This window comes from Vibrio paracholerae, from assembly GCF_037672085.1.
Taxonomy (GTDB): Bacteria; Pseudomonadota; Gammaproteobacteria; order Enterobacterales; family Vibrionaceae; genus Vibrio; species Vibrio cholerae.
This window is the reverse complement of sequence record NZ_JBBHLM010000002.1, coordinates 342460-358173: the sequence shown is the minus strand read 5'-3', so window position 1 is coordinate 358173 and position 15714 is coordinate 342460. Positions and strand designations below refer to the sequence as shown.

Here is a 15714-nt window from a genome sequence, read left to right as displayed (position 1 = left end):
AGAAATCGATTTCGAAAAAGGATACTATTCTTAACCGAAACACAAGATAGCTTGCAGCCTTGGGTAACACCTCTTATTCTAGTAAGCCCAATTGAGGCTTCGCTAAAATATGGATAGCGGCAAGCGTACCCTGCAGAGGAAGTGAGATTATTATGGTTCTAGGTAAACCTCAAACCGATCCAACACTAGAGTGGTTTCTTTCACATTGTCACATTCATAAGTACCCATCAAAAAGCACGCTGATCCACGCGGGTGAGAAGGCGGAAACGCTGTACTACATCGTAAAAGGTTCAGTTGCGGTACTGATCAAAGATGAAGAAGGTAAAGAGATGATTCTCTCTTACCTGAACCAAGGTGATTTCATCGGTGAACTCGGCCTGTTTGAAGAAGGTCAAGAGCGTACCGCTTGGGTTCGTGCCAAAACACCGTGTGAAGTGGCTGAAATCTCATTTAAGAAATTCCGTCAGTTAATCCAAGTTAACCCAGACATTTTGATGCGCCTTTCAGGTCAAATGGCTCGTCGTCTGCAAGTGACCAGCCAGAAAGTTGGCGACCTTGCGTTCCTAGACGTAACTGGCCGTATCGCACAGACTCTGCTGAATCTTGCTCGTCAGCCCGATGCGATGACTCACCCTGATGGCATGCAAATCAAGATCACTCGCCAAGAGATCGGTCAAATTGTTGGCTGTTCTCGCGAAACCGTTGGCCGCATCCTGAAGATGCTGGAAGAGCAGAACCTGATCTCTGCCCACGGTAAAACCATCGTGGTTTACGGCACTCGCTAAGTGCCCCGATAACCCGTATCGTGTTATAAAAAATAGCCACCCTTGCTGCGGTGGCTATTTTTATTTGTATGATGCGCTAGATTTAACGGTTCGTGCTTTCAAAAATCTTATCCGCCGAAGCTTCGACAAATCCGGGATAGAGCTGACCATTGGCCATAGGGTAGCGTTTGGCAAACTCATAAAAGCCACCGGGGATCATCTCCGCGCCTTCGTTAAAACGCACTAACACTTTATCAGCCATGGTCGAAGACTGTTCGAGCAAGACTTCTGGTGAGCCTTTTACTTCCCCACCCGATTCATTGATGCTAAAGCCATGTTGGCGCAGATGGTCATTGACCTGTTTCACTTCATGCAGCGCATTGAGCTGATTCACGCTGACTGTAAAGTGGTTTGCACCATAACCATGCGCCGCAAGCCAAGCGGCATACTCACTCTCTTTCGCCAAAGTAAGATAGTCGGCATGGCTTAAGCTCCATAAGCGACCTCCATACAAAAAAGCCTCACTGGCTAATGCTTGTGGCTGAACTTGTGCCACCAGCTTTTCAACAATCGCTTGCAGCTCAGGTGAACACTCTTCGACTTTCAGCTCACTAATGAAAACCTTAGGCTGCAAAGGATCGGGATGTTCAAAATGCTTAGCAAAGAGTTTTTTACTTTTGAACTCATACTCACCACACGCTTGGTAGCCGAGTGCCAGAAACGGTTTAGCCAGCGTCTCTAACCCCAGTGGCGCCAAATTAAATGTGCGCAGCGCAATATGGTCATTAATCAGCGGCTCATCTTCTTGTAGGAGTTGATGCACTCTGTCTGCCGATGGGCAGAGGCGCTCAATATAATCATTCCAGAGCGATTGGAATAAAGCTGTTGGCGTCATAACGCCTCCTTGTTGATCCTATGAAACGCAAAGGGACTAAGGTTAGACACCGTGTAATTTATCCAGCGCTAACACGATAAAGCTTTCAACCTGTGACGAAAAAAGTGCCTACTTGGCTGCGCAGGCACAAAAAAATTATGATTAGAGTTCAACACCCGGGCTCAAGGTGGCAGGAAGCAATGTTGTCTCCCCCTCCATTGAAGCCATCGGATAAGCGCAATAGTCGGCGGCATAGAAGGCACTGGGGCGTAAGTTGCCCGATGCTCCTGGGCCACCAAATGGCGCATCACCACTGGCTCCGGTTAATTGGCGGTTACGATTGACGATGCCCGCACGAATATGTTCGACAAAGTAATCCCACTCGCCATCATCCGTCGAGACAAGCCCAGCGGATAAGCCAAAGCGGGTATCATTGGCAAGCTCTATCGCTTGCGCCAAAGTCTGGTAACGCACCACTTGCAGCAAAGGCCCGAAATACTCATCATCCGGTAAGCGCTCAATCGCCGTCACATCAATGATGGCCGGAGTGATAAACGCCGCATGCAAGGCGCGAGCTTCAAGTAGACTTTTTCCGCCTAGCGCTTGTAGATCTGCTTGCGCCTTGAGGATCGCTTGTGCTGCCGCTTCAGAAACTAACGGTCCCATAAAGGGTGCGGGCTCAGCAAAAGGCTGATCAATACGCAGATTTGCCGTTACGGAAACCAGTTTATCGAGCAGTGCATCGCCTTTCGTCCCGAGTGGCACATACAAGCGACGCGCACAGGTGCAGCGTTGACCACTGCTGATAAACGCCGATTGAATAATGGTGTAAACCGTGGCATCCAGATCGCCATAGTGCTCTGAAATCACCATAGGGTTATTGCCGCCCATTTCCAGCGCCAGCATTTTGTCCGGCTGACCTGCAAATTGGCGATGCAGCAGATGTCCAGTATTGGCACTCCCCGTAAACAGCAAACCATCAATCCCGCGTGATTGCGCGAGCGCAATCCCCGTCTCTTTTGAACCTTGAACCAGATTGATGACACCAGCAGGCAAGCCAGCCTGTTGCCATAACTGCATCAAGACTTCGCCAGTCCACGGGGTTTGCTCAGAAGGCTTAAACACCACGGTATTGCCCGCCAGCAGCGCAGGCACTATATGCCCATTCGGTAAATGGCCGGGGAAGTTATACGGCCCAAACACCGCCATCACACCCAACGGTCGATGGCGCAATACCAGCTGATTGCCTGCCGCTTCACGCACGGTTTCACCGGTACGCTCATGATAAGCACGAATCGAAATCGCGATTTTTCCGGCAATTGAAGCCGCTTCCGTGCGCGTTTCCCACAAAGGCTTGCCCGTCTCTTTAGCAATCACTTGCGCAATCTGTTCGCTGTTGGCTTTCACCAATTCCGCAAAGGCCAACACCTTCTGTTCACGCTCAGCAAATGGGCGTTTTTTCCAGTCGAGAAAAGCGCGGCGAGCGGCCTTCACCGCCGCGTCGACTTGCTCGCCACTAGCGCTGTAGCCTTGCCATAAAAGCTCATGGCTATAAGGCGTATGTGATTGTAGTTTTTCACCGGTCCCCGCAACCCATTCACCGGCTATCCAATGTGTCATGGCTATCCCCTACTGCGCCAAAATCCGTAAATAATCCCCCGTGCTCACTTCTAATGCCGCGGCCACTTTGGGGGAGATGATCACCGCGTTATCTTCTTGGCTGTATGCGGCTTTGGCCGCCGTAGCCCGGAAGTTCTCAAACGAGGTGTTACACATAATGAAATTCTGCGAGCTCGAATGTTCTGCCACTTCAACAATGGCGCGTACTGAGTGGCGCACCGATTCAATATTGTTCAGCTCACATTCCACGGTTGGGCCCGCATCAAAAATGTCGACGTAATTGCGACAGGTGAAGCCCTCTTTCTCAAGCAATACCAAGGCGGGTCGCGTGTTTTCATGCACCTGACCAATCACTGCTTGCGCTTCTTTGCTCAGCAAGTTGACGTAAATTGGCAGTTTGGGCATCAAGTCAGCGATAAAGCCTTTTTTGCCAATTCCAGTCAGATAATCAGCCAAAGTGAAATCAATCGAGAAAAAGTGCTCTTGCAGCCACTTCCAAAATGGTGAATTGCCATCGGCATCGGAAACGCCGCGCATCTCAGCAAAAATAGTTTTGGAAAAACGGTGTGAGTGTTCCGCCATCATCAGAAAACGGCATTTCGACATCAAACGACCATTCAAGCCTTGGCGATACTGTGGGCGCAAAAACAGAGTGCAGATCTCACTGCATCCGGTGTAGTTGTTACCAAATGTCAGCAACTTCACTACATTGTTGACACCCAATTTAGGCGACGAGTGAACTATGGTGCTGATGTGATAAGAATAAAACGGTACATCCCAGCCAATCGAGGCTTCAATGCCCGTGGTTCCAGCCACTTGCCCAGTTTCAGTATCCACACCCACCATCAAATAGCCTTCATCACCAGGCATTGTGACGTTCGGTTTGCTGAAGCTGTATTCTGAGTGGGTAATACGATTAGTCAGTAGCTCTTGATCTACTGGTAATGATGTGAAGCCATGGCCGGACTCGACAGCGCAGGTATGTAGCGCCTCATAGTCGGCCATGCTAATCGGACGAACAACTAGCATCTTTACTCCCTCCCGATGCGTAATCTCTGCATTGGACACGGGGCGAGAACCTTTCGCCCCTCACGTCATCCTGCAGCCTGCGATAGCGTCGAACCTCCATGGTTCGTCAATCAGGGCTTGCGATGCAAACCCTTCGCTATCACATCAGTGTGGCGATCGCTTTGTCTAAGCGAACCATACCTTCTTCGATTTCTTGTTGGCTGATGATGAGAGATGGCGTAAAGCGAACCACGCTCGCCCCGGCCACCAACACCATCAAGCCTTGCTTACCCGCAGCGACCAGAATGTCACGCGCGCGGCCTTGCCATTCATCGTTGAGTGCCGCGCCAAGTAGCAAACCTTTACCGCGGATCTCTTTAAACAAGTGATATTTCTGATTGATTTTCTCTAGCTCAGCGCGCATCCACTGCTCACGCTGTTTCACACCAGCCAATATTTCTGGTTGCGCAACGAAATCCACCACCGCTTCCGCTACAGCACACGCTAATGGGTTGCCGCCATAAGTCGAACCGTGTACGCCCACTTTCATGTGCTCAGCAATTTTCGCCGTGGTCAGCATGGCACCGATTGGGAAACCGCCACCGAGAGATTTTGCGGTCGCCAGAATATCTGGTGTCACACCAATCCCTTGGTACGCATAGAAATCACCGGTACGACCATTCCCCGTCTGCACTTCATCGAAAATCAGTAGTGCATTATGTTTGTCACACAACTCGCGCACCGCTTGCACAAATTCGGCACTGGGTGAAATGATCCCGCCCTCACCTTGCAGCGGCTCCATCATCACAGCACAAGTGCGATCGGAGATCTGCGCTTGCAGTGCAGCCAAATCGTTATAAGGCAAATGAACAATGTCACCCGGTTTAGGGCCAAAACCATCCGAATAGGTCGCTTGACCACCGACCGATACGGTAAAGAAAGTACGACCGTGGAAACCTTGGTTAAAGGCAATAATCTCGGATTTCTCAGGACCATACACATCGGCCGCATAACGACGCGCCAGTTTGAGTGCCGCTTCGTTGGCTTCCGCGCCAGAGTTGGCAAAAAAGACCTTTTCGGCAAAACTCACTTGAGTCAGTTTTTTCGCCAAGCGCAACGCTGGCTCATTGGTCATTACGTTACTTAAATGCCACAGCTTATTGGCTTGGGTGGTCAAGGCTTGCACCATCACTGGGTGGCAATGCCCTAGACAACTCACCGCAATCCCGCCAGCGAAGTCAATGTACTCATGACCCTGCTGATCCCAAATCCGTGAACCAAAACCTTTTACTGGGATAAACTCCATCGGGTTGTAACAAGGCACCATCACCTCATCAAAAGAACTCCGATCTACACTCATTTCCACCGTCATTACCCATTCCCTCTCGATACCGCATGCTCAGAGATAAGCGATTCTTCCACAAAATGGCTCTGTGTTAGATTATGTATTTCCTTAAAGCATTTGCAGCATTGTATTTACATTTATTTAACCATTTCAATGGTGAAAGATCTCGTATGCACAGGCAAGTGAGATAAACCCCACACCACGAACGACTATTTATGCAATAAAAAGGATTATTTATGAAGCGATTTTTATGGGGCGATAGGAAATGAAGCAAAGAGGCAGCAAAATCAAGGCATGGCGCGGGTAGCACAATCCTCTATGAATAAGCTTGAAAAATGACAGCTTGCGGATAAATCTTTGATAGAAAGCGAAAAAAGTGATCGCAGTCAGTACGATCGGCACTGGCTACGCATGGTTCTTGGCATTAGGCGCGGTTTAAAAAATTCGCCAACAATTGGTGGCCTTGTTCTGTCTTTATCGACTCAGGGTGAAACTGCACCGCTTCAAGGGCTAGGGTTTTATGTTGAAAACCCATGATTTCGTCAATGCGACCATCACTAAGCTCAGTCCATGCCGTCAACTCAAAGCACTCGGGCAGAGTGTCATTTTTCACCACTAAGGAATGGTAACGCGTCACCGTTAGCGGGTTATTCAATCCGCTAAATAAGCCTTGTCCCGTATGACGAATCGGTGAGGTTTTGCCATGCATGACCTGACGAGCGCGTACCACTTGCCCACCAAACGCTTGCGCAATGGCTTGATGCCCTAAACAAACGCCAAGGATGGGCAGTTGTCCTGCAAACGCTTCAATCGCCGCGAGCGAGATCCCCGCTTCATTGGGCGTGCATGGTCCCGGAGAAATCACCAAATGTGTCGGTGCCAGCGCGCGGATCCCATCCAGATCGATCTCATCATTACGTACCACTTTGACCTGCGCCCCTAACTCACAAAAGTATTGGTACAGGTTGTAAGTAAACGAATCGTAGTTATCGATCATCAGTAGCATGCATACGACCTTGGGATGGAAATAAAGTGCGCGTTATTGTGCAGCACTCCACTCTAAAGGCAAGCATTAAGCAAAGTTAACCGACTTGAGCAGACGTTTGCGCGCATTTTTTGCGCAATTTTCCTTTCTCTCCCCTATTCAATTTCCTAAGCTCAGTTATAATTCGCCGACTTTTATACCCGTCCCCTAGCCACGCTCTGCACAGAAGCGATAAGGACGGTGATTCGATAATTATCAGGTAGCACACAGAGCAATGACAGTTCAGACTTTTACGCCAAATCAAACCACGACACTGGAAACGGCGAAAAAAACCATCGCCGAGCAAAGCCAAAATAGCCAAACCACAGGCAATAAAATTGGTTTTGTTTCCTTAGGTTGCCCAAAAAACTTAGTGGATTCAGAACGCATTCTGACCCAACTACGCACTGAGGGGTATGAGATCGTCAACAGCTACCACGACTCCGATGTGGTGATCGTTAACACCTGTGGTTTTATCGACAGTGCGGTGCAAGAGTCTCTGGATACCATTGGCGAAGCGCTGAAAGAGAACGGCAAAGTGATTGTGACGGGCTGCCTCGGCGCGCGTGAAGATGAAATTCGCCAAGTACACCCCAATGTGCTCGGTATTACAGGCCCACACGCTTACCAAAACGTATTGGAGCACGTACACCAATACGCGCCAAAGCCAGCCCACAACCCGTTTACTAGCCTAGTGCCGGATCACGGGGTGAAACTGACGCCCAAGCATTACGCTTACCTGAAAATTTCTGAAGGTTGTAACCACCGCTGTACTTTCTGCATCATCCCATCAATGCGTGGTGATTTGGTGAGCCGCCCAGTGGGTGAGATTATTGGTGAAGCGGAACGCCTGAAAAACGCTGGCGTAAAAGAGCTGCTCGTAATCAGCCAAGACACCAGTGCTTATGGTGTGGACACCAAACACAGCCTAGGTTTTGCTAACGGCTCACCAGTGCGCCATAACATCAAAGCGCTCAGTGAAGAGCTTGGCAAAATGGGCATTTGGGTTCGTCTGCACTACGTTTACCCTTACCCACATGTGGATGAAATCATCCCATTAATGGCAGAAGGAAAAGTGCTGCCTTACTTGGATATTCCATTCCAACACGCCAGCCCACGTGTTCTGAAAATGATGAAGCGTCCGGGACAAGCGGAGCGCACTTTAGAGCGCATCAAAAAATGGCGTGAAATCTGCCCAGAACTGGTGATCCGCTCCACCTTTATTGTGGGCTTCCCGGGCGAAACTGAAGAGGATTTCCAAATCCTGCTCGATTGGCTGAAAGAAGCACAACTCGATCGCGTGGGCTGCTTTAAGTACTCACCTGTTGAAGGCGCTGCAGCGAACGAGATTGAAGATCAAATCCCAGAAGACGTGAAAAAAGATCGTTTCGAGCGCTTTATGCTCGTGCAGCAAGAGATCAGTGCTGCCAAACTGCAAAAACGCATCGGCAGCACCATGCAAGTGCTGATTGATGAAGTCGATGAAGAAGGCGCGATTGGCCGTACTTATGCCGATGCACCGGAAATTGATGGCTTGGTTTACCTCAACGGTGAAACCAACCTGAAACCGGGTGAGCTGGTTAACGTTGTGATTGAACACGCCGATGAATACGACCTGTGGGGCAGCGTACTGCACGACGCGCAGTAAGTTCACACCACCAACGTAAGAAACTAAAAAGGCTAGCGTACTACGCTAGCCTTTGGTTTAGCAGGGAATATCGCCAAAACATATATATTGAATATCGTATGAGTTTCCCCATGCTTTACAGCTATTCGTGTATTCAACATGAACTGTGGTTCCAGCATGAAATGCAGAAAGAAGAGCAGAAGACATCAAATCAAAATTTTTCTTTGACTCATCAAATGCAAAACGGCCAGTAACATTACACCCTTGGGCAATATTGTTTTCGATTTTAAAAATTACAATTTTTTTCCCTGAAGCTTCATAGGGAATGACACCTGTAATCTTACCGACCTGACGAGCAGCATGGGCATTAAATGCGGTTAAGACAGCCATTAACGTGATTAGTGTTATGCTTATAACAGAATTTTTAGTCATAATTACCGATCTATTCCTACATAAACTGGTGAAGGAGCATTACCATAATAAGGGATCGTTGCACAGGAAAATTGATTACCAGAATAGTAAACAAGAATATTTTTATCGACAGCCTTAGCGGAAAGAACAATACTCAACATAGAACGACAGGCATCAGGGCTAATACCCTTCCAATTAGATACTGTATTACATATAACTGTATAATCATTACGATAAGATGTCATAACATTCACATTACCATTGGCATACTGCAAAACAGTCAATACCTTACCTGAACAGGTAATATCGGCATAAGCATTACATGAGACAGCAATTAACATAAACCAAAAAAATTGTTTAATTTTCATTTTTGAAATCATACAAGTTTCACCTTAAATTGATGTAGATAAATTAACATAAGCCAATTCACAACCCTGACTACCCTCTTTGACTCTTAGCTGTATTTTCTTGCCTGCCATATAAGCAGACAATACGGAAGAATATATTTCTTTTGCATTTTCTGATTTAGGATTAAGTGTAAAGTAAACATCAGAAACTGGTGTGCAATTCGCTTTCTTCTCGTTGTACTCAGTGCCAAAATAGATCATCCCATCCGCATTAGTATAGATATTAGTTATTTTCCCGATGCAACCCCATGTTTCACACTCTGCTTGGGAAGACATAGAGATAGAGAAAAATATAAAAAAAATAAATAATTTTCTTATAAACATATGTTAAACCTTAATTAACCACTATCAGCCATAAAAAAGTAGGAAAGTTATTTTGATATTTGAAACATTGCTCACTAATTTGTAGCACTACTGACTTTCCAGAGAAATATGCGGCATTTAGCAAACTAAAACTGCTCTTACCATTAGGATCCTTTTCTATATCCCACCGAACTGAATTAGTCTTACATGAACTAGGACCAACAGGATCACCATCAATTTGAACAAAACAGATATTATCTATATTGTGGCATCCTAACGAAGTAATTTTCCTCGCTCCACTAGAAATAGAAGCCGCATGAATTGAAAATGATATAAAAAATGAGGTCACTAAACAAAGATGTATGATTATTTTTGACATATTTACCCCTTATCGATTTTAATTTCTTAACGAACCAATGAACGACTTCTATTTTATCTTAATATAATTCACATCCTCACCATCCCCCCAACGTTTACAACTGTTCATTCCAACAATCTCCACTGGCTTACCTGAAGCATATGCAGTAAGTAAGAGTGAATATTGCTGTTTGCCTACATTGGAGTTTTCATCACGGATCATCCAATAACTAAGTGTTGCACATTGTGGCTTACCTGAAGCTGGCGATCCCTCAATACCAAAATAGATCAAACCATCGGATGCTCTAACAATAAGCCAAGCGACTTTACCCGTTTGTGTTCCTGAGAAAGCATAGAATGGCAATAGAAGAGTAAAAATTAATAATATTTTTTTAAACATTAGCAAACTCCGAATTATTGACTATTAATGGTGAGGATCATATTGCACAACTTGACAATACCCTATCTTAGTACCACTGATGTAGATAGTCGCGTTAGTTTTACCTTGTGTCCACATCGCCAAGGCAACCGAGATCATGGTTTTATTTTCCTCAGGTATTAGCATCCACCCCCAATTATGAGGATTAGGGCATTTTGTTGGCACTTGGTAGCCTTCGATACGAATCAGCAATCCTTGCTGAACACTGGTAATATCAACGAGCTTACCGGAGATATAAGTATCAGCAGCAAATGATGCTTTCGATACAAACAATAAAAACATTAATAGCGCATTATTGATAATTTTTTTCATTTTAACTTTGTAGCCTAAATTTATTTAATTTGAATATATCCATACCCAGACAATTTGAAATTGCAGATAGACTGAAAGTGAGTGACTCCAGATGAACATAAGCAAACTAGGGGATTGGGGTGAATGAACGTAGTTTGGATACAGAGGCAACCTTTAATATCAGGTCACCTCTTATATTCAATATAATACCATCAATTCATATACAGATAGCTGGGGATATAATCCGACTCTACATCCAGTATGTAACCGTGTTTTTTATATGCATATTTTGCTGCCGTGAGGAGATGTAATGAAATATAACCTTTCGGATCTGTTTTAAAATCCTTATCGTGAGTCCACCACTCTTTATGCATTTCTAAAGCGCGATGCATGGATAGGTTATACGCCACTTGGTCTTGCTGATGTATAGCTTGCATCACATCGAAAAAGCCCAAGGTCACTGTAATCCCGTGGTAACTAGGAATGCGCTCCTTAGGTGTTTGACCTTCTCGCTGGATATGGGCAATAAACCGATTGATTAAATCAGTAATATCACAGCTGGCTTGGAGGCCAAGCATATGCAGCACTATCTCAAGATGATAACGATTTTGCTCCGAGCGCCATACCACTTGCTCCTTATGCAGAAGTTCTATTAATAAATTTAAATCCTCATTACGCCCTGTGACAATAGTGAGGTAAAGCATATTAAGCCAATCAAATGACTGGATATGCTCCGTTCTACCTTGAGCTGGAATTGCAAAATCTACCCCTTGGTATTGAAAGGGGATGAGCTCCCCTTTCGGTAGATTCATCTGACGTAACCATAATATGGCGTACTGTTGAGCAGAGAAAAAATGCTCTACTACCTCAGAGTCTGCGACTGATGGCAGATAGTGACCAATCGCAAATAGCGTGCAAAGGTTGCGATACCCAGTTTCAAATCCAAAACAGTTTTTTTCCGCAATGCTCAATGAAAACTGGTTGGTATTGATAAGACGCTCTAAGATCGCATCATAAACACGCTGCTTACCTTCTAAATTTTTAATATGAGTCTTCACTATTTTTTTCATACTAATGCATTGTCTCAAATTTAAGGTTATTGGCTTTTTTAATCATGCCATTTTCATTAAATATCAGCTCAGAACCTCGATATTCAATCGAGCTTGATGGGCTTGATTGCTTATATTTTTCATATATTTCAAGCGTTTTACCCAGTTCATCGGTTTGCTTTCTATACAGCAGATCAGACTGATATTTTGAACTCTCTTTTGCAGTCTGGAAGGATTTTTCCATATTTTCCCAGATCGCTTTGTAATACTGCGCGCTGGTTTGCTGGGCATCAATAATTTCTCCAAGCTCATCCTTCCCGACTTGCCGATGGTTGTAATGAACTTGATTTTTGCCCGCTTTCGCTTCACCCGTGATCAGTTTCGTCACGCCATTTTTGTCAGTGGCCAGCCAAATCCCATCAAACTGCCCTTGCTGACCACGTCCGGGGACTTCAAAAGGTAACTTCTTAACACTCGTAAACTCAATATGCAAATTATGCTCTAGTTTTGCGCTACCCAAGACGTCCCCGTATTTCCTGATATCCGCCTTAAGATTTAATAAGGCATCACGGTTTAGATCGGGATTCGAACTGAGCTCTCGCACTTCAGCTTCCGCTTTTTGTCTCAAAGTAATCACTTGCTCGACAGTTTTCTTTGTGACATCAGGCGGTAGCGTAACTTCTGTTTGCATAAATTTCGCGATATCTTGCTCAGCCGAGATTGGAAGTGGTACCTCATTCTTTTGAGAGTGATAACTTGGTTCATCGGGAACATTCTTAGGCCGTGTGTCAATCCTTTTCCATGAACCTTTCTCCCCAATAGTGAAGCCTTTATTTTGCTGCTCGATAAAACGCTCTGGCGTAATGGTGGTATTGGGGTACATTTCCTTATGTCTATAATAATCGGACATATCGACATCATTATCAGGAATAAGCTTGTTATTCTTTAGAGCATCATACCTACTGTTATCGTATTTCTTAGACCAAGTGTCGTAATTATCTTTTCCGCCATTGGCTTTATAGGTATCGAAATGATCATTTTTATATTTAATGTTTTTAGCAACTTGATCATACACTTCCGCTGCATCAATATTACCTTTTCCACGTAACTGAGATGAAATAAAAGCGGCAACTTCATCAAAAGGGACGTCTTGCAGTAGCTTCTTCGTTACTTTTTGGGCCACACCACCGATAACGATGGTTGCTCCCGTTTCAAGACCGTAGCTAATCGCAAGATCTATCATCTCTTCTTTGGCTTGTGCTTTCTCTTCTGTGGTGCCATACAGATAAATTCGGTAAAGCTCAGTCCCCTTATGGTAAGCATCAACTGACGACATCACAAATTGAGTGGCAGTATATGCAGTAATCGCAGCCATAAACAGAGCAGCAGACTCTGGTGTCACAAGAACAGCCAAAAGGAAAAGAGCATTATTTTCTGCTGCATTTCCTGCCGTATTGATAGCAATATCCACATTACCACGCATGGCAAAAACAGACAGCCCTGCGACTAACCGGGCAATATCAACGCCCCGCGCATGTAACTTACTCACTTCAGCTTGTATTGCTGCTGGGGTTAATTGCGAAGTACCGTTTTCCTCAGCAAAATTTTTAGTCATTTTTTCAATAAATGCTTTGGTATCCTTTTCTAAAAGCCCGATCTCTTCTCGATATTTCGATCCGACATATTCTCCGATCACACCACCGCCAGCACCTGAAGCGCAGCCTATTCGGTTAGCATCGGTATTTCCACCATGGGCGGCTGAAGTTAGCACACCTAAGCCACATCCCAAGGCGGCATGCAGAATATATTGTTGTGCAGTATCAATATTATTTAGACGGGCAGCTTCACCTATTTGCTGAGCTAACTCTTTACCCAGTAAGTTAATCGAAGATATCGCTAAACTTTGTACTAAAGAGCTGCCAAATTCATCCCAATCATAACCACTGGCGATAGCATTAATACCTGTGCGGACAGTGGCTTGAAAAACTTGCATGATAGCCTGAGTAGCCAACTCACTACCTGCCGCATTTTGCACCATATCGGCAAGTGTTAAGGTTGTTCCATCTTCACCAGAGAACATGGGTACATCCAAACCACTTAAAACTCCAGCGGTCACCATACTTGTTGCTAATGAAACTAAAGACTCTTTTGAACTTAGTTGGCTCAAGGTTTCTTGTATATCAAAACCATTAGCCAATAAGCTTCCAGAAGCTTGCACCACAATACTAGTCAAACCGGCATTCAAGGCTGCAGCTAATGCAGGGCTACTGACGGTGATCACCGCACTTGTACCCGTTCCGGCAAGCGCAGATCCTGCTCCTGGCCCCATAGCAATAGAAACCGCAATTGCCAGTATTGCCATTGCAGCAGGTGACAAACCCGATTGGTCGTAGTCCCATTGTTCCAAAACCAGCTCAATCGATTGCCAGTCAACCTCACTGTATTCTGGGTTATTCCGAAGTTCCTGCATCCAAGCTAATTCAGGTGCGCGTGCTAAATCAGCCAGTGTTTGATCTAAGTTTTGTGAACCTGCTGCGACTTGAATTTTAACCCCAGTTGCCGCGTCAAGAATAAGCCCACCGTTATTGATAAACTCCGAATAATAAGCCACCTCTCTTTGATAACCGTTACCGGTATGACGGAAAGACAAAGAACCTTCATAGGAGTTTTCATAGCTGTAGCTTTCCAGAAGTTTCGCCAATTCAAAATCAATCGCGCCATTTTCAGCAATGATTTTGGAAATACCTTTATTGTCGATGGTCACTGCCTCTAGCAAAATATCGCCTTGCTTGGTCGACAACAGCATACTCTGGCCAGCCTTTAATAGAGTACGAACAATCTCTGCCTCTGTTTTACTTTCAGCTTTACTCTCTTTGGTGCCAAAAACCCCACCACTTGATGCTTGAAAACGCTTTTCGAAAGAGCGTAAATCAGCGGCACTCTTTAAAGTAATGCCATATCCCGCCAACACCTCAATCAACCCCTGGCTTTCTAATTGAGCACCTTCGATATGAATTTGACCACCTGCAATCAGTTTTAGGGTATCAATCGCAGAGAGGTTAGTTTGTAGATTAACTAAAGAAGATTCACTATCTTGCCAACGCGCACCAGATTCATAGCGCTCATTTTTTGCCTGTTGCGGCACCAATATGATATTTCCGCCAGCATTAATGGTTAAATCACCTTGCGCCGAAAACTGTCCGCCATGACTTATCACATCTGACGCCGTAGCAATAGTTAAGTTACCCAACGACGAGATAGTGCCAATTTGAGCGAATTTCTCTGAATAACCATGGCCATAATCAAGCCGTGTCACTAGCGTTTTATTGGTGAGTTTATTAGCGAGTAGCGTGACATCATCGCCCGTTATCGTACCTGAATTATTTTGTAGCTCTCGCCCAGTACGAATAGTGAGCTTACTTCCATTGATAATGCCTCTTGTATTGATGAAGTCCTTTTCAACATCAATCATAGCTCGATGAGCAAAATTAACTTTTACACCATCAACAATAAAAGTTTGTGTCTTGATATCAGCGGAATTGGCATGATAGGTAGACTCTATGATTTTTTGTTGCTTAATGGTTGCATCTGTTAAATATACAAATGGCACCAGATATGGCTTTTGCTGATCACCTAATGTTCTAACTTCAGGCCAAATAACATCTTTATTGATTCTTTTTATTTGATCTAAATTAAGAACCTGACCAAGTTGATAATTATTTTCCAATGCTAAATTCACTGCATTCTCATACAGCTGTTTAGTTTGAGCATTATAACTCGAAAACTCAGGAGAACTTATCCAGTTTTTATTCAGTATCTGTGTTATCTGATGTCGAATAACTCCCCTTTCAACATAAGCCGTTCCAAAGCGAGGTGGTAGTGTGTCGACAATTTCATTATTATTCTTTGCGTACCCAGGAATTAATTGAGGTTTCTTCTCAGCCAATCGATGATAGAAATAGTCAAAACCATCAAATATACCAATCTCATCTGTTGTTAATTTACTTGAGTATAAATAATCAGTAACAGACTTCTGTAGCTCATAACGTGGGGAGGCTGTAAGGAAATCATTGATTGAATCAAGGTTTACACGTTGAGTTACTGATGCATATACAGGAAAACTGATATGGGTAAACAAGGTGGCCAATAAACATGTCGATGTTACTTTTTTCCATAATGGAGAATAATTCATATT

At 44.8% G+C, this 15714-nt stretch carries 15 protein-coding genes; 2 read left to right on the top strand and 13 right to left on the bottom strand.

Translation table 11 applies throughout. The features are described 5' to 3' along the window. The first annotated feature begins 152 nt into the window (after positions 1-152). Positions 153-785 carry a cAMP-activated global transcriptional regulator CRP gene (crp, locus tag R4537_RS06935; RefSeq protein WP_000242749.1) on the top strand — a complete coding sequence of 211 codons (633 nt, stop codon included), beginning with the start codon at positions 153-155 and terminating at the stop codon, positions 783-785. An 82-nt stretch (positions 786-867) separates the two neighbouring features. Here the strand turns inward: crp and R4537_RS06930 are convergent, their stop codons facing one another. The 5 genes from R4537_RS06930 to R4537_RS06910 form a co-directional block, all read right to left on the bottom strand. Then, complete coding sequence (locus tag R4537_RS06930; protein ID WP_000189091.1) at positions 868-1659, bottom strand: DUF1338 domain-containing protein; 792 nt, start codon at positions 1657-1659, stop codon at positions 868-870. Positions 1660-1800: 141 nt separating this feature from the next. Then, positions 1801-3258 (bottom strand): succinylglutamate-semialdehyde dehydrogenase, encoded by a 1458-nt coding sequence (astD, locus tag R4537_RS06925; protein WP_071179284.1) that lies wholly within the window; start codon positions 3256-3258, stop codon positions 1801-1803. A 9-nt stretch (positions 3259-3267) separates the two neighbouring features. After that, complete coding sequence (astA, locus tag R4537_RS06920; RefSeq protein WP_000962042.1) at positions 3268-4287, bottom strand: arginine N-succinyltransferase; 1020 nt, start codon at positions 4285-4287, stop codon at positions 3268-3270. 139 nt (positions 4288-4426) lie between these two features. Next, positions 4427-5638: an aspartate aminotransferase family protein gene (locus tag R4537_RS06915; protein WP_000215475.1), complete on the bottom strand. Its 1212-nt coding sequence runs from the start codon at positions 5636-5638 to the stop codon at positions 4427-4429. Between the two features lie 397 nt (positions 5639-6035). Further along, positions 6036-6617 (bottom strand): aminodeoxychorismate/anthranilate synthase component II, encoded by a 582-nt coding sequence (locus R4537_RS06910; RefSeq protein WP_071179285.1) that lies wholly within the window; start codon positions 6615-6617, stop codon positions 6036-6038. Positions 6618-6870: 253 nt separating this feature from the next. On the opposite strand from R4537_RS06910, the gene rimO reads away from it, so the two are divergent. Further along, on the top strand, positions 6871-8283 hold the full coding sequence (rimO, locus tag R4537_RS06905; RefSeq protein WP_071179286.1) for a 30S ribosomal protein S12 methylthiotransferase RimO: 1413 nt from the start codon (positions 6871-6873) through the stop codon (positions 8281-8283). A 57-nt stretch (positions 8284-8340) separates the two neighbouring features. Here rimO and R4537_RS06900 read toward each other — a convergent pair whose 3' ends face one another. The 8 genes from R4537_RS06900 to R4537_RS06865 form a co-directional block, all read right to left on the bottom strand. Next, positions 8341-8694 carry a hypothetical protein gene (locus tag R4537_RS06900; protein ID WP_071179287.1) on the bottom strand — a complete coding sequence of 118 codons (354 nt, stop codon included), beginning with the start codon at positions 8692-8694 and terminating at the stop codon, positions 8341-8343. 2 nt (positions 8695-8696) lie between these two features. After that, positions 8697-9053, bottom strand: a complete 357-nt coding sequence (locus R4537_RS06895) for a hypothetical protein (protein WP_071179288.1) — start codon at positions 9051-9053, stop codon at positions 8697-8699. Between the two features lie 12 nt (positions 9054-9065). Next, positions 9066-9404 (bottom strand): hypothetical protein, encoded by a 339-nt coding sequence (locus tag R4537_RS06890; protein ID WP_071179289.1) that lies wholly within the window; start codon positions 9402-9404, stop codon positions 9066-9068. Between the two features lie 10 nt (positions 9405-9414). Then, positions 9415-9762: a hypothetical protein gene (locus tag R4537_RS06885; protein ID WP_139284710.1), complete on the bottom strand. Its 348-nt coding sequence runs from the start codon at positions 9760-9762 to the stop codon at positions 9415-9417. A gap of 48 nt (positions 9763-9810) precedes the next feature. Next, positions 9811-10140 (bottom strand): hypothetical protein, encoded by a 330-nt coding sequence (locus R4537_RS06880; protein WP_071179290.1) that lies wholly within the window; start codon positions 10138-10140, stop codon positions 9811-9813. Positions 10141-10164: 24 nt separating this feature from the next. Continuing rightward, entirely contained in the window at positions 10165-10491 is a 327-nt protein-coding gene (locus tag R4537_RS06875) for a hypothetical protein (protein ID WP_071179291.1), read from the bottom strand. A gap of 191 nt (positions 10492-10682) precedes the next feature. Continuing rightward, on the bottom strand, positions 10683-11540 hold the full coding sequence (locus tag R4537_RS06870) for an immunity 49 family protein (protein ID WP_080478840.1): 858 nt from the start codon (positions 11538-11540) through the stop codon (positions 10683-10685). Between the two features lies 1 nt (position 11541). Next, positions 11542-15711 (bottom strand): DUF637 domain-containing protein, encoded by a 4170-nt coding sequence (locus R4537_RS06865; RefSeq protein ID WP_080483536.1) that lies wholly within the window; start codon positions 15709-15711, stop codon positions 11542-11544. Positions 15712-15714 lie beyond the last annotated feature (3 nt).

Bases quoted from the DNA above. Each gene is read 5' to 3' on its own strand.
- crp (WP_000242749.1), top strand. From the start codon at position 153: ATGGTTCTAGGTAAACCTCAAACCGATCCAACACTAGAGTGGTTTCTT.
- R4537_RS06930 (WP_000189091.1), bottom strand. From the start codon at position 1,659: ATGACGCCAACAGCTTTATTCCAATCGCTCTGGAATGATTATATTGAG.
- astD (WP_071179284.1), bottom strand. From the start codon at position 3,258: ATGACACATTGGATAGCCGGTGAATGGGTTGCGGGGACCGGTGAAAAA.
- astA (WP_000962042.1), bottom strand. From the start codon at position 4,287: ATGCTAGTTGTTCGTCCGATTAGCATGGCCGACTATGAGGCGCTACAT.
- R4537_RS06915 (WP_000215475.1), bottom strand. From the start codon at position 5,638: ATGACGGTGGAAATGAGTGTAGATCGGAGTTCTTTTGATGAGGTGATG.
- R4537_RS06910 (WP_071179285.1), bottom strand. From the start codon at position 6,617: ATGCTACTGATGATCGATAACTACGATTCGTTTACTTACAACCTGTAC.
- rimO (WP_071179286.1), top strand. From the start codon at position 6,871: ATGACAGTTCAGACTTTTACGCCAAATCAAACCACGACACTGGAAACG.
- R4537_RS06900 (WP_071179287.1), bottom strand. From the start codon at position 8,694: ATGACTAAAAATTCTGTTATAAGCATAACACTAATCACGTTAATGGCT.
- R4537_RS06895 (WP_071179288.1), bottom strand. From the start codon at position 9,053: ATGATTTCAAAAATGAAAATTAAACAATTTTTTTGGTTTATGTTAATT.
- R4537_RS06890 (WP_071179289.1), bottom strand. From the start codon at position 9,404: ATGTTTATAAGAAAATTATTTATTTTTTTTATATTTTTCTCTATCTCT.
- R4537_RS06885 (WP_139284710.1), bottom strand. From the start codon at position 9,762: ATGTCAAAAATAATCATACATCTTTGTTTAGTGACCTCATTTTTTATA.
- R4537_RS06880 (WP_071179290.1), bottom strand. From the start codon at position 10,140: ATGTTTAAAAAAATATTATTAATTTTTACTCTTCTATTGCCATTCTAT.
- R4537_RS06875 (WP_071179291.1), bottom strand. From the start codon at position 10,491: ATGAAAAAAATTATCAATAATGCGCTATTAATGTTTTTATTGTTTGTA.
- R4537_RS06870 (WP_080478840.1), bottom strand. From the start codon at position 11,540: ATGAAAAAAATAGTGAAGACTCATATTAAAAATTTAGAAGGTAAGCAG.
- R4537_RS06865 (WP_080483536.1), bottom strand. From the start codon at position 15,711: ATGAATTATTCTCCATTATGGAAAAAAGTAACATCGACATGTTTATTG.